Source organism: Microbacterium sp., assembly GCF_039812165.1.
In the GTDB taxonomy this organism is placed as follows: Bacteria; Actinomycetota; Actinomycetes; order Actinomycetales; family Microbacteriaceae; genus Microbacterium.
On sequence record NZ_JBDIAB010000067.1, the window covers coordinates 1 to 12910 of the forward strand.

Genomic DNA, 12910 nt, shown 5'->3' on the forward strand with positions numbered 1-12910 from the left:
GCGCTCGTCGAGCTCGGACACGACCCGCGTGCCCTGCAGGTGGCCGACGGCGTCGCGGCGACGCAGTCGGCCGAGATCGACCTCATGCGCGCACTCCAGCTGCGCCTCGGCTGCTCGTAGCGCCGCCGCCCAGGCGCCTCCGCGACCGCGTCGGTCCCACCTGGCGCATACGGTCGTCCGCGGGCGCGCCGGCGACGATCCGCGACAAGGGAACAGGGCGGCCCGACGTCCGCCCGGCGCACCTTGTCGCGTCGACGCGGAAAGACGAGCACTCGCGACCGGTGACGCCGGTGCCGGCCGACGGCCTGCGGCCTCGCAGGTCCGAGCGACCCCGGGCCGACCCCGGCTGCGCCTCTACTTCTGCGAGCCGGCGAGGAGCGCCTGCACGAAGTAGCGCTGGAACGCGAAGAAGACGATCAGCGGCACGATCATCGACAGGAACGCCCCCGACGACAGCACGTCGATGTTCGAGCCGAACTGGCGCAGCTGCGACTGGATCGCGACCGTGAGCGGCTGCGACTCGGAGTTCGTGAAGATCAGCGCGACGAGCATGTCGTTCCACGTCCACAGGAACTGGAAGATCGCGAGCGACGCGATCGCGGGAAGCCCCAGCGGCAGCACGACCTGGAAGAAGATCCGCCACTCGCCCGCCCCGTCGATGCGCGCGGCCTCGAGCAGCTCCCCCGGCAGCTGCGCGAAGAAGTTCCGCAGCAGGAAGATCGCGAACGGCAGCCCGAACGCGACGTGGAACAGGATCACGCCGACGACCGAGCCGAAGATCCCGAGCGCGCCGAACAGTCGGGCCAGCGGGATCAGCGCCACCTGGATCGGCACCGCCAGCAGCACGATCACGACGATCAGGAACCAGTCCCGCCCGGGGAACGTCATCCACGCGAACGCGTACGCCGCCATCGACCCGACCAGCACGACGAGCACCGTCGCCGGCACGGTGATGACGATCGTGTTCCAGAACGACCCGGTGATCGTGGGGTTCTGCAGCAGGTTGGCGTAGTTCTGGATGGTCAGCTCGGCGGGCTTGGTGAACACGGTCCACCAGCCGCTCGACGCGCTGTCGCCCCCGCTGCGCAGCGAGGTCAGGAACAGGCCGATCGTGGGGATGAGCCAGAACAGCGCGACGATCATGAGCACGACGTTGACGATGCTGGAGTTGACGACGCGCAGCACGCGCTGCCCGGCGGTGAGCTTGCCCCGGACGATCCCCTCCACGGTGGTCATCGTCCCCGCTCCTCGCGGAAGCGGCGCACGTTGACGATCATCGACGGCAGCACGAGGATCAGCAGCAGGATCGCGAGCGCCGATCCGAGCCCCTGGTTGTTGCCGCCGCCGAACGACACCGTCCACATCTCGACGGCGATCACGTTGGCCGCGGGCTTGGACTGGCCCGGCGGGATCACGTAGACCAGGTCGAAGATCTTCAGGACGTTGATGATGAGCGTCACGAACACCACGACGAGCACCGGCGAGAGGAGCGGCGCGGTGATGCGGGTGAACACCTGCCACTCGTTCGCGCCGTCCACGCGCGACGCCTCCTGCAGCGTGCGGTCCATCGCCGACAGACCGGAGGCGATCATGACCATCGCGAAGCCCGCCCAGATCCAGATGTACGACAGGATGATCACCGCGTTGATGAGCGACGGTCCGAGCCACGACACGCCCTGGAACCCCTCGTCGAAGTTCGTGGCGGGAAGCGCGACGCGGTAGCTCTCGCCCGCGGTGAGCCCCTCGATCGTGAACGTGCCGTCGGCGCCGGTGGTCGCGTACCCGTGGATCGATCCGTCCGGAGAGACGGCGTCGACGCGGATGCCGGGAAGGCCGCTCTTGCCCTGCTCGATCTCGCCGTTCGTGCCGCCTCCGCCGCGGACGACGTCGAGGAACACCGTGCCGGTCAGCTGCGTGTCGCTCGCGGCCGGTGCCGCCGCGGCCTGGGCGGCGTCCTCGGGCAGATTGCTCTGGCGGATGCCGGTGAGCGCGAAGTCGACGGTCGTGCCGGGCGGCACGGCATCCGCCGACGCGATCGCGCCGCGGTCGGCGACGACCCCGGTGTCGGGACGCGGCTGCGCGCCCGGATAGCTCGCCTCGTTCGAGAACGACTTGTTCACGCCGACGATGACGGCGTTGACGACGCCGAGGTTGGGGTCCTCCTGGAACATGCCGCGGAAGATGACGCCGGCGGCGAGCATCGAGATCGCCATCGGCATGAAGATGATGAGCCGGAACGCCGTCTTCCACTTCAGCTTCTCGAGCAGCACGGCGAAGATGAGGCCGAGGATCGTGCACGAGACCGGCACGACGACGACCCACATGACGTTGTTGCGGATGGCCGTGAACGTCGTCTCGTTCGTGAACATGCGCACGTAGTTGTCCCAGCCGACGAAGTCGCCGCCCGAGGCGCTGTAGAACGATCGGACGACCGTGTAGACGATCGGGTAGATCACGAGGGCGCCGAGGACCACGAGGGCGGGCGCCAGGAACGAGGCGAGCAGGACGATGCGGCGCCACCCGCCGGAGGAGTGCGTGGGGGTTGCGCTCCTCCGGCCGGTGACGGGGGCCGTGTCGACGGTCGTGGTCACGGCGGTGTCCTTCCGCTCAGTACGCGGCCGCCGCGGCCGCCTCGAGGCGGGTCATCGTCCCCTGGACGTCACTCGGGTTCTGGTAGAAGGTGATCATCTCCTGCCAGAAGCCCTGTCCCTGGGTGCCGCCGAAGGCGCTCGGGGTGAGGTCCGACATGTCGAACCGGAACTCCTCGGCGCCGGTGAGCGCCTCGGCGATCTGGCGCGCGATGTCGTCGGGGTACAGCGACGTGTCGACGTTGTTGTTCGGCGAGGTGAGGCCGCCCTCGGGCACCCAGATCTCCGCGGCCTCGGGCGAGGCCAGATAGGCCATGAGCGCGGCCGTGGCCTCGTCGTCGACGAACTGCACCGCGACGTCGCCGCCGCCCACGACCGCCGGCGGCGAGTCGTTCACGGCCGGGAAGTCGTAGAACAGCGCGTTCTCGCCGACCGTCGAGTTGCCGTCGACGGCGATGTTGCCCGCCACGAAGTCGCCCTCGAACACCGTGCCGGCCTCGGGGTTCGCCCCGAACACCGCGGTCACGCTCTCCGGGAACGTGCGCTGCGCGCCGCCCGGCTGCACCAGGTCGGTGCCCCACAGGCTCGCCAGCACCTCGAGCGCCTCCTGCACCGACGGGTCGGTCCACGGGATCTCGTGGTTGGTCAGCTGGTCGTACATGTCGGGGCCGGCCGTCCGCAGGTAGACGTTCTCGAACCAGTCGGTCAGCGGCCAGCCCACGTCGGCGCCGATCGAGATGCCGGCGTACCCGGAGTCCTTCACGAGCTGCAGCTGCTGCAGGAAGCCGTCCCAGTCGGTGGGGACCTCCGCACCGGCATCCGAGTAGATGTCGGCGTTGTACCAGACCGTCGACTTGTTCGCGGCCTTGAACCACACGCCGTACAGCTGGTCGTCGACCGTGCCGAGGTCGATCCAGGTCTGCGAGTAGTTGGCGTTCACGGCATTCGCGGCGTCGCCGCCGAGCGGGATGAGGTCGCCGTTGCGCGCGAGCGACTGCAGCAGCGCGGGCTGGCCGATCACGGCCACGTTCGGCGGCGTGCCGCCCTCGAGCTGGCCCTGCAGATAGGTGGGTCCGTTGTCGCCGAAGCTCGTGTAGTTGACCGTGGCGCCGGTGTCGTCGGAGAACTTCTTCAGCACCGCCTCGAAGTTCTTCTGCTCGTCGCCCGACCACGTCGCGGCGACGTTGAGGGTCTGTCCGGAGAAGTCCCCCTCGACGGCGGCGCCGTCTGAGGGCGACCCGCCGCCGGCGCAGCCGGCGATCAGGACGCCGGTCACCACGAGCGCGGCGGCCGAGAGGACGGTGCGGGTGCGTGCGATCATGCGATCCCCCTTGATGTCATGTGCGCCGCATCGAATCGATGCGGAATCGCTTCCACATTTCACCCTAGGCAGGCCGTCACGGGGCCGCAAGGCGGTCGGGGTGGACTGATATAAAGCCGATACAGAGCGCATCCATCACGCGAGAACGACAATAGGATGCGCTTCCTCAAAGTGGAATCGCTTACAGGTTTCGCGACGATCCGGGATCTTCTACAGTCGTACCGTGACAGGCATCGCGGACGTCGCCGCGCGCGCGGGCGTCTCGCCGGCCACGGCGAGCCGCGCGCTGACGGGGCGCGGCTACGTGGCCGCCGCGACGCGGCTGCGAGTGGAGACGGCGGCGCGCGAGCTCGGCTATGCGGCGTCGAGCTCGGCGGCGGGCCTGGTGACCGGGCGCACGCGCACGATCGGCGTCGTGATGCCCTCGCTCACGCGCTGGTTCTTCGCCGAGGTGCTCGAGGGCGTCCAGCACGCCCTGCTCGAGCACCGCTACGACCTCGCCCTCTACAGCGCGCCGTCGGACTCCGCCCTCCGACGGGCGATGTTCGACTTCTTCCTCACCCGCAAGCGCCTCGACGGCATCATCGCGATCGGCATCGAGCCGAGCGCGCACGAGCTGGAGCGACTGATCTCCTTCGCCCGCCCGGTCGTCAGCGTCGGCGGCCACCACCTCGGCACGAGCGCCGTCTCGATCGATGACCGCGCCGCCGCGCGCATCGCCACCGAGCACCTCATCGGCCTCGGGCATCGCGACATCGCCTTCCTCGGCGGCGACCCGGACGGGCGCCACACGAGCTTCGGCGACGGGATGCGCCTGGCCGGCTACCGCGACGCGATGCACGAGGCGGGGCTCGACGCGTTCGTGCGGCACACGCGGTGCGTCGTCTCGATGCCCGGCGGCTACGGCGCCGGCGCGACGCTGCTGGCCGACCGCCGACACCGTCCCACCGGGCTCGTGGGCGTGTGCGACGAGGTCGCGGTGGGGGCGATCATCGCGGCCCGACGCCTCGGCATCCGGGTGCCGTCGGACCTCAGCGTCATCGGCATCGACGACCACCACTACGCGGAGATGTTCTCGCTGACGACGCTGCAGCAGCGCCCCTTCGACCAGGGCGTCGCCGCCGTGCAGCTGCTCATGCGGCAGCTGGAGGATCCGGATGCCGCGCCGGAGCGCATCCACGACGCCGCCCCGATCGTCATGCGGGGCACGACCGCGGCGCACGCCTCCAGCCTGGCCCCCGTGGACTAGCGTCCCCGCCGGGCGGGGACGCCGGCCCGGGACGACGAATGCCCCCGGGATTCCCGGGGGCATTCGTGCGGGTGTCGAGCGGCTGCGCCGCTCGGCTCACTTGAGGGTGACGGTCGCGCCGGCCTCTTCGAGCTTGGCCTTGGCCTTCTCGGCGTCGTCCTTGTTCGCGCCCTCGAGCACGGCCTTGGGGGCACCGTCGACGACGGCCTTGGCCTCGCCGAGGCCGAGCGAGGTGAGCTCGCGGACGGCCTTGATGACCTGGATCTTCTTGTCGCCGGCAGCCTCGAGGATGACGTCGAACGAGTCCTTCTCCTCGACCTCCTCGACCGGAGCGGCGCCACCCGGCGCGGCGGCGGCCACGGCGACCGGAGCGGCGGCGGTGACGTCGAAGACCTCTTCGAACTGCTTGACGAACTCGCTGAGCTCGATGAGCGACAGCTCCTTGAAGGCGTCGATCAGCTCGTCGGTGGTGAGCTTTGCCATGATTTCTCCTTGTTGTGGTTACTCAGCCGGGGCCGGTCAGGCCGCGGACTCCTGCTTCTCGCGCAGCGCGTCGACCGTGCGGACGGCCTTCGACAGCGGTGCGTTGAAGACGTACGCCGCCTTCGTCAGCGAGGCCTTGAGAACGCCGGCCACCTTGGCCAGCAGCACCTCACGGCTCTCGAGATCGGCGAGCTTGTTCACCTCTTCCGCGGTCAGGGGGGCACCGTCGAAGTAGCCGCCCTTGATCACGAGAAGAGGGTGAGCCTTGGCGAAGGCACGCAGGCCCTTCGCGACGGCGACCGGGTCGCCGTGCACGAAGGCGATGGCCGACGGACCCTTCAGTCCCTCGTCCAGCGCCGAGATCCCCGCGTTGTTCGCGGCGATCCTGGTCAGCGTGTTCTTCACCACGGCGTATTCCGCGTCCTGACGGATGCTGGTGCGCAGCTCCTTGAGCTGCGCCACCGTCAGACCGCGGTACTCGGTCAGCAGGACGGCGGTCGAGCTCTCGAAGTTCTTCGTGAGCTCGGCGACCGTTGCTTCCTTCTGCGCCATGGCCACTCCTTGTGTCTACGAGGCGCTCCACGGTGGTGGGGCGCCGACCTCGGTTCGCGGGCGTCTCCGGCACGGCAAAGAAAAAAGCTCCGGCGCAAGCGCACGGAGCGGGATTCCTGGATCAGGAGATCGATCTGTGTCACCTGCGCGGGCCCCTGCTGAGCAGTGCTTCGGTCGATGCTCGCTCACGCGCGCACCGACGACCAGCGGTCTTCGGTCCCGTACAGGCTACGGCATCGGTCCCGCGCCGCAAAATCGCGACTTCATGTGCCGTTGGCCGGCGTGCACGTCTGCGCTCCCAGCAACGCCGGCACGATCACCGTGACCGTGCTCACGGACGGCGATGTCCATATGACTCCACCCGGAGTGGTCCAGGCCGTCCGCATCCTGATCGTGTACGTCGTGCCCAGAAGACTGCCGAGTACGCCTTCCAGGACGCTGACGGGAAAGGATGTCGTGTATGGCCCGGTGCCCGTCGTGGTGCGCGTCTGCCACGCGCCTCCGCCGATGGACCACTGCGCATTCGCTGTCGTCATGGTGGAGTACGGCGGGTCGTTCGCGATCCAGGTCCAGGTGATGCCGACCGAAGTCCCTCCGAGAAGCGGATGCCGGCACGTCGGGATCGCCGTGATCTGGGGCGGCACGAGACGAAGCGCGGTCATCGCCGGCGTGGTGGCGTGCTCGGCGTCCGTGAAGACGGCCTCGGTGGCCGTCGACGGCGGGGCGAAGGCCACGCCCGCGAGCAGGCCGAGACCCGCGAGACCCGCGATCCACCGCCGCCGCCGGCTCACGCGCCGCCGCCCGGCTCGTCGTCGCGGCGGCCCCTCCGCCGCGCACGCTCGCAGAACAGGATGCCGCACACGAGGAGCAGCGCCACCAGCCCGCCGAAGACCAGGAGCACGATCGGCGACATGCCGGTGCCCGCCAGCTCGTCGGCGCCGGGACCGATGGCGACCTCGTCGCCCATGCCGCTCGCCTGGACGCGCAACGAGGTCTCGGCGAGCTCATCGCCCCCGGCGGCCCTGCGGACGTCGATGCGCAGGTGCAGGACCTCCGTGTCGGCCATGGCCGTCAGGGCGACCAGCTCGCCGTGCAGCGGCGGTGCCCAGTCCTCGCGGAGCGGCTCGACGCCGGTCGCGCACGTCTCGCCGCTCCACGGCTGCGCGCACGCGCGCGCATCGAGCTCGAGCGGCAGCGAGCCATCGGCGCTCACCGCGATGCGCACGATCCCGGGCGACGGGGCGGCGGCGCTCACCGTGAGGTCCCAGCGCACCGAGGAGCCGACGGCCATGCCGGCCGCGGCATCCCAGTCGGCCACCGACACGAGACGCAGGTAGCGGCCCTGCACCACCTCGGTCGTCGGCGCGGCGTCGACGAGGACGGCGGATGGAGCCGCCGTGCGCGCGACGGCGTCGACCGGCCCCGAGGTCGTCGCCCCCACCACGGCGGGAGCCTCCGCCACCACGGCCACGCCCGCGAGGCCGATCACCAGCGCGGCGGATGCGAGCGCCCGCCGGCTCATGTCCGCCCCTCGTCGTGCGCGCCGACGTCGCGCGCGACGGCGTCGGCCTCGTGCACGCCGGCGAGCACGGCGCCATCGCCGGCATCCCTCGCGCCGTCGTCCCGGTCGCGTCTCCTCGCCGGCTCGCGCGGCCAGAACGCCCAGCCGACGAGCAGCGCGGCGGCGAGCGTGACGCCGCCGAGCACGAACGGGTTCCCGAACGCGACGACCACGACGGCGGCCCCGGGGATCGCGACGATCACGCGGCGCACCGACGCGACCTCGTAGGGGAACGGATCGTCCTGCTCGTTGGCGTCGCCGCGCAGCGTGAGGGTGCGCTCGTCCGCCATCGCGCCCGGCGCGACGGCCCGGACCCGATGCGTGACCGGCAGCTCGTCGACGCGGTCGACGGTGACGACATCGCCGACGTGGACGTCGGATGCCGGGATCCGCTGCACGACGGCGACCGAGCCGGCCGGGATCGCCGGCGCCATCGACCCGGTGCGGAACATGATGAGCGTGATGTCGAACGCGTACGCGAACACGACCAGCACGATGCAGACCGTGCCGCCGAACGCTGCGACCCACAGCAGCACGTCGCCCGCCATGCGGCCGGCACGGGATCGGCGCGAGCGCCGGCGCCCTGCGGCATCCCCCCTCGCGGCCGTCACGTCGACACCGCCTGGAAGACCCACTTCGCGGTCGCCGTCAGCCCCTGCACACCGTTGTCGGCGTCGGCGGGCAGCGTGACCGCGAAGCAGTAGTTGACGGTGCTGCCGCCGTCGGCCGAGAGCGCCTGCGGGCCCGTGCCGTTGGCCGTGAGCAGCGAGGTCGCGGGCACCACGAGCGTGCCGGCGGCGAACGTCGTGGAGTTGCACGTGGTGCCGCTGATCACGCTCACCGAGTACCGCAACGAGGGGCCGAGACCCGTGATCCCGGCGTTGTCGGAGACGAGCTGCACCTGGCCGGCGACCGACGGGCTCACGGTCTTCACGGCGAAGAGCGCGTAGACCGTGCTGCCCGGCGCCATCGCGCCCACGGGCGCCGTGAAGGCGAGCGACGCGGCCGCGCCCGAGGTCGCGTGGTCGGCGAAGCTCGACCCGTCGGTCGAGCCGACGACGCCGAAGCGTCCCGCGGTGAACGTCGCGGCGGTGTGCTCGGAGTCGTTCCACGCGGCGAGCGTGCCCGCCGCGCCGACTCCGAGCACGAGACCGCCGGCGAGCACGGCACGCACTCGTCGTGAGCGCACGCGTCTCGCCTCCCGCATCCCCCTGCGGGTCGTCGTCATGATCAGGGAGTGGACGTCGCCGTGAACGACCAGGTCGCCGTGGTCTCGTGGCCCTGCTCCAGACCGGCAGCGGCCGTGACGGCGAAGCAGAGCTGCACGGGCGTGCCCGGGTCGGTGCCCGCACCCGCCGTCAGCGCGACCGACGAGCCGGCCGTGAACGCGTCGAGGTTCGCGCCCGACGCGACGAGCGTCCCGCCCGATGCCGTCGCGTCGCACGTCGCGCCCGGCGCGATCGCGTACACGGTGTACGACAGCTGCGCCGTGTTGGCGCCGGTCGTGTCCTCGCCCGAGGCCGAGCTGGCCACGAGCGTGGCGTCGTTCGTCGTCGCGCTGTCGAGGCGCACCCAGAACGGCGCGTACACGACATCGGTCGGCGACATGTTGCCGGCCAGCGGCGTCGTGAAGCTGAGCGTCGCAGCCCCCGCCGCGTCGACGTGGTCGGTGTAGGTGCCGTTCGCGCCGTTCGTGGCGCCCTCGAGATCGAACGAGCCGGCCGTGAAGGTTCCCTTCGCGAACTCCGAGTCGTTCCACGCGGCGAGCGTGACCGCCGCGCCGATGCCGAGCACGATGCCGCCGACGAGCACGGCGAGCACCTTCCGTCTGGTGGTGTCCGTTGTCATCATTTCCCCCGAAATACAGTCGATTTCGTGAAATCCCCCCCGATAACCGGACAGACCCCAGCGAAGTCAGACAACGGGACAGAGGCATCACGACGGTGCCTCTGTGGTCTCACCCTAGCGGAGGCGCGCCGCTGCCGCAGACGCGCGGCAACCCGCTCGCCGTGCACGCGACCGAGCCCGCCCCTCCGCACACGGCGGTCGGAGGGGCGGGCTCGGTGCGAGGAACGGCCCGATGCCGGGGGCGGATGCCGTCGGGCTCAGCCCGCGACGAACCAGTCCCGCTGCGGGTTCGACACCTCGGGCAGGCTGCGACCGGCACGCGGCGCGGCCCAGCGGACGCCGTTCGCCAGCACCCGCTGGATCTCGTCCTGCTGGTATACCGGGTAGTCCTGGTCGCCGGGGCTGAAGTAGAACACCCGGCCCGCGCCGCGCGTGTAGGTGACGCCGGACCGGAAGACCTCGCCGCCCGTGAACGAGGAGATGAACACCAGCTCGTCGGGCTCGGGGATGTCGAAGAACTCCCCGTACATCTCCTGCGCCGGGACCACGATCGGGTTCGGGATGCCGTCGACGATCTCGTGCCGCGGGGCGACCGTCCAGACCAGCTCGCGCTCCCCCTCGTTGCGCCACTTCAACGAGCACGTCGTGCCCATGAGGCGCTTGAAGATCTTCGAGAAGTGGCCCGAGTGCAGCACGAGCAGGCCCATGCCGCCGAGCACGCGCTCCTGCACGCGGTCGACGATCGCGTCGTCGACCTGCTCGTGCGCGATGTGCCCCCACCACAGGAGCACGTCGGTGGCGTCGAGCACCTCGGCGGTCAGGCCGTGCTCGGGCTCCTGCAGGGTGGCGGTGCGCACCTCGGCGTCGGGCAGCAGGCGCCGGAGGCCCGCCGCGATCGCCCCGTGCATCCCCTCGGGGTAGTCCGTCGCCATCGAGGCCGGACTCCCGTTCTGCTCGTGGACGTTCTCGTTCCACACGGTCACGCGCAGGGTCATCCCAGCACCACCTCTCGCTTGTCGGCTGCTGAACGGTAGCAGGCGTCGACGATGCGCGCACGCTCCAGCGCGAGCGAGCCGTCGTGCTGCGCCCAGGTCTCGGGATCGCGGACGTGCTCGACGAACGCGGCGACCACGCCGGCGTGCGCCGGGCCCTGCGAGGCCTCGATCACGCGGTCGTCGATCTCGCCGTCGGTGTCGCGGTACACGGTGAGCTCGCCCGCCGGAGCGAGGCTCGCGCCGTCGATGACGAGCTCGGCCCCGCCGTCGGTCGCGAAGACGCGCACGTCCATCAGGTCGCTCTGCGCGCGGTAGACCGCCCACGACGCCTCGATGATGAGCGTGCCGCCGTCCTCGAGACGGAGGAACGCGGTCGCGAAGTCCTCGACCTCGTACGCGGAGTTCTCGGCCGGGGTCCGCGAGGTGCCGCCGAGGCCGCGCGGTCCCAGCTCGGAGTACGTGGATGCCGTGACGCTCACGACCCGGGGCTCGCCGAGGATGTGCAGCGCGTAGTCGAGCACGTGCACGCCGATGTCGATGAGCGGCCCGCCGCCCGAGCGCTCCTGGTTGGTGAACCAGCTGCCGAGGAACGGGATGCCCTGACGGCGCATCCACGTGGCACGCGTATAGTACGGCCTGCCGAGCTCTCCGCCGGCGACGACGTTCGTGAGCGCCTGCACGTCGCCGCGCAGCCGATGGTTGAACACGACCTCGAGCACGCGGCCCGCGCGGCGGGCGGCATCCACCATCGTCTGCCCCTCCGCGCCGTCGCGGGCGATGGGCTTCTCGGTCAGCACGTGGATGCCGCGCTCCAGCGCCGCGATCGCGATCGGCGCGTGCAGGAACGTCGGGACCGCGATGCTGACGACGTCCAGCCCGGGCACGTCCAGCAGCTCCTGCCAGGACGCGACCCGGTGCGGCACGCCGTAGTCGTCGCCGAGCTTCTCGAGCATCGCCGGCTCCTCGCCCGCGATCGCGACGAGCTCGACGTCGGGCAGCGCGTCGTACGCCGCGATGTGCTGCCGACCGGCCCAGCCGAGCCCGACGACGCCCGCCTTGAGCGGACGGACCGAGGCTGCAGATGTCATGTCACTCCCTGGTGAGACGTGGTGGAGGGGTTCTGCGCGCGTATTGATTCGCGCTCCGAATAAAGTATTCCACGCGCCGCCGGATCGGACCATTCCGGGGAGCGACACGGGGCGCTCTCCCGACGGGACGCGCACCCGCCGCCCGACCCCGCCCACGACATCCCGAGACGCGGCGCAGTGCTGCGCCGCGCGTCGCGGTGCGCGGTGTCGCGACCGCTGGTTACCCTCGAACGGTGAGCCCCGACTTCGCCGCGCGATCGCCAGAGCTGGCGGCGCGCATCGTCGCCGACTCGCGCGACCGCGTCGCGTGGGTGCGGGCGCGCTCGCGGGGCATCACCGCGACGGACGTCGCGACGCTCACCTCGCTCAACGCGATCCCGCGCGCCGCCGACGCGAAGCTCATGGGCTCGGGCTTCTCGGGCAACGCCTACACCGCGCACGGGCGACGCCGCGAGCCCGAGATCGCCGCGTGGGTGGCCGCGACCCACGGCATCCAGCCGTCGTCGGCCCTCTTCCACGCCGAGGTCGAGCGACGCCACCTGGCCACGCCCGACGGCATCGTCGTCGACGTGCACGGGCGCGTCACGCTGGCCGAGATCAAGACGACCAACAAGGCGTGGCGCTCGATCCCCCGCTCCTACCTGCGTCAGGTGTGGTGGCAGCAGCACGTGCTCGGCGCGGAGCGGACGCTCGTGGCCTGGGAGGAGCACGACGACTTCGTGCCCGTGGGCGACGAGCCGCGCTGCGCCTGGGTCGACCGCGACGAGGCCGAGATCGCGAAGCTCGTGAACCTCGCCACGGCCCTCATCGACGAGCTCTACCTGCGCACGGTGCGCCGGCGGCAGGCGGATGCCGCGCCCCTCGCGCCGCGCGAGCCCTACCGCGCGCTGGCCCTGGCCGACTGAGCCGCCGCGCGCGCCCCCCCCTCGCCGCGCCTCCCCTCGCCCCGCGAGACCTCACGTATGTCACGAAAGACCGCCGAAACCGGGCCGAAAGCGTACATAGCGGAGGTTTCGCGAGGCCGGCGGACGCGGCGAGAGGGCGGATGCCGGGGTGATTGGGCGCGATAGTTGACTCACGTCAATCATCGGCGTATAGTTGACCAAGTTCAACCATCCGCGACACCGGCGCCGCGGCATCCGCTCCTCTCTCGAAGGATCTCCATGTCTGCTCCCGACGTGCCGGCGATGTCCCGCCGGCAGGTGCTCGAGGCGCTGTCCGGCCT

14 protein-coding genes are annotated in these 12910 nt (G+C 71.0%); 2 read left to right on the forward strand and 12 right to left on the reverse strand.

Annotated features, from left to right (window positions below):
* Positions 1–354 precede the first annotated feature (354 nt).
* From WML84_RS07420 to WML84_RS07430, 3 genes are read right to left on the reverse strand one after another with little or no spacing between them, the layout of a single operon-like run.
* On the reverse strand, positions 355–1236 hold the full coding sequence (locus WML84_RS07420; RefSeq protein ID WP_347345505.1) for a carbohydrate ABC transporter permease: 882 nt from the start codon (positions 1234–1236) through the stop codon (positions 355–357).
* Entirely contained in the window at positions 1233–2591 is a 1359-nt protein-coding gene (locus WML84_RS07425; protein WP_347345506.1) for a sugar ABC transporter permease, read from the reverse strand. Before WML84_RS07425 ends, WML84_RS07420 begins: the two co-directional genes overlap by 4 nt.
* Before the next feature lie 16 nt (positions 2592–2607).
* Positions 2608–3909 carry an ABC transporter substrate-binding protein gene (locus WML84_RS07430; protein WP_347345507.1) on the reverse strand — a complete coding sequence of 434 codons (1302 nt, stop codon included), beginning with the start codon at positions 3907–3909 and terminating at the stop codon, positions 2608–2610.
* 223 nt (positions 3910–4132) lie between these two features.
* Here WML84_RS07430 and WML84_RS07435 point away from each other — a divergent pair, with 223 nt between their 5' ends.
* Entirely contained in the window at positions 4133–5158 is a 1026-nt protein-coding gene (locus WML84_RS07435; protein WP_347345508.1) for a LacI family DNA-binding transcriptional regulator, read from the forward strand.
* A gap of 96 nt (positions 5159–5254) precedes the next feature.
* On the opposite strand, the gene rplL is transcribed toward WML84_RS07435, so the two are convergent.
* The 9 genes from rplL to WML84_RS07480 form a co-directional block, all read right to left on the reverse strand.
* Entirely contained in the window at positions 5255–5641 is a 387-nt protein-coding gene (gene rplL / locus WML84_RS07440) for a 50S ribosomal protein L7/L12 (RefSeq protein ID WP_347345509.1), read from the reverse strand.
* A 36-nt stretch (positions 5642–5677) separates the two neighbouring features.
* Positions 5678–6193: a 50S ribosomal protein L10 gene (gene rplJ, locus WML84_RS07445; RefSeq protein ID WP_347345510.1), complete on the reverse strand. Its 516-nt coding sequence runs from the start codon at positions 6191–6193 to the stop codon at positions 5678–5680.
* Positions 6194–6456: 263 nt separating this feature from the next.
* Positions 6457–6927: a hypothetical protein gene (locus WML84_RS07450; protein ID WP_347345511.1), complete on the reverse strand. Its 471-nt coding sequence runs from the start codon at positions 6925–6927 to the stop codon at positions 6457–6459.
* A 53-nt stretch (positions 6928–6980) separates the two neighbouring features.
* The gene (locus WML84_RS07455; RefSeq protein ID WP_347345512.1) at positions 6981–7715 is read right to left on the reverse strand and encodes a hypothetical protein; all 735 of its coding nucleotides are present in this window, start codon (positions 7713–7715) and stop codon (positions 6981–6983) included.
* The gene (locus WML84_RS07460; RefSeq protein ID WP_347345513.1) at positions 7712–8302 is read right to left on the reverse strand and encodes a S26 family signal peptidase; all 591 of its coding nucleotides are present in this window, start codon (positions 8300–8302) and stop codon (positions 7712–7714) included. The genes WML84_RS07455 and WML84_RS07460 overlap by 4 nt, the downstream gene beginning before the upstream one ends.
* Positions 8303–8361: 59 nt before the next feature.
* On the reverse strand, positions 8362–8943 hold the full coding sequence (locus WML84_RS07465) for a SipW-dependent-type signal peptide-containing protein (RefSeq protein WP_347345514.1): 582 nt from the start codon (positions 8941–8943) through the stop codon (positions 8362–8364).
* Between the two features lie 41 nt (positions 8944–8984).
* Positions 8985–9602 (reverse strand): SipW-dependent-type signal peptide-containing protein, encoded by a 618-nt coding sequence (locus WML84_RS07470; RefSeq protein ID WP_347345515.1) that lies wholly within the window; start codon positions 9600–9602, stop codon positions 8985–8987.
* 257 nt (positions 9603–9859) lie between these two features.
* Positions 9860–10597, reverse strand: coding sequence for a ThuA domain-containing protein (locus WML84_RS07475; RefSeq protein WP_347345516.1), 738 nt, complete (start codon positions 10595–10597; stop codon positions 9860–9862).
* Positions 10594–11685 (reverse strand): Gfo/Idh/MocA family oxidoreductase, encoded by a 1092-nt coding sequence (locus WML84_RS07480; RefSeq protein WP_347345517.1) that lies wholly within the window; start codon positions 11683–11685, stop codon positions 10594–10596. Before WML84_RS07480 ends, WML84_RS07475 begins: the two co-directional genes overlap by 4 nt.
* A gap of 233 nt (positions 11686–11918) precedes the next feature.
* Between WML84_RS07480 and WML84_RS07485 the strand changes: the two genes are divergently transcribed.
* Positions 11919–12590 carry a YqaJ viral recombinase family protein gene (locus WML84_RS07485; RefSeq protein ID WP_347345518.1) on the forward strand — a complete coding sequence of 224 codons (672 nt, stop codon included), beginning with the start codon at positions 11919–11921 and terminating at the stop codon, positions 12588–12590.
* Positions 12591–12910: the final 320 nt, after the last annotated feature.

Coding starts and splice junctions, on each gene's coding strand:
- WML84_RS07420 (WP_347345505.1), bottom strand. CDS start 1,236: ATGACCACCGTGGAGGGGATCGTCCGGGGCAAGCTCACCGCCGGGCAG.
- WML84_RS07430 (WP_347345507.1), bottom strand. CDS start 3,909: ATGATCGCACGCACCCGCACCGTCCTCTCGGCCGCCGCGCTCGTGGTG.
- rplL (WP_347345509.1), bottom strand. CDS start 5,641: ATGGCAAAGCTCACCACCGACGAGCTGATCGACGCCTTCAAGGAGCTG.
- rplJ (WP_347345510.1), bottom strand. CDS start 6,193: ATGGCGCAGAAGGAAGCAACGGTCGCCGAGCTCACGAAGAACTTCGAG.
- WML84_RS07455 (WP_347345512.1), bottom strand. CDS start 7,715: ATGAGCCGGCGGGCGCTCGCATCCGCCGCGCTGGTGATCGGCCTCGCG.
- WML84_RS07460 (WP_347345513.1), bottom strand. CDS start 8,302: ATGGCGGGCGACGTGCTGCTGTGGGTCGCAGCGTTCGGCGGCACGGTC.
- WML84_RS07470 (WP_347345515.1), bottom strand. CDS start 9,602: ATGACAACGGACACCACCAGACGGAAGGTGCTCGCCGTGCTCGTCGGC.
- WML84_RS07475 (WP_347345516.1), bottom strand. CDS start 10,597: ATGACCCTGCGCGTGACCGTGTGGAACGAGAACGTCCACGAGCAGAAC.
- WML84_RS07480 (WP_347345517.1), bottom strand. CDS start 11,685: ATGACATCTGCAGCCTCGGTCCGTCCGCTCAAGGCGGGCGTCGTCGGG.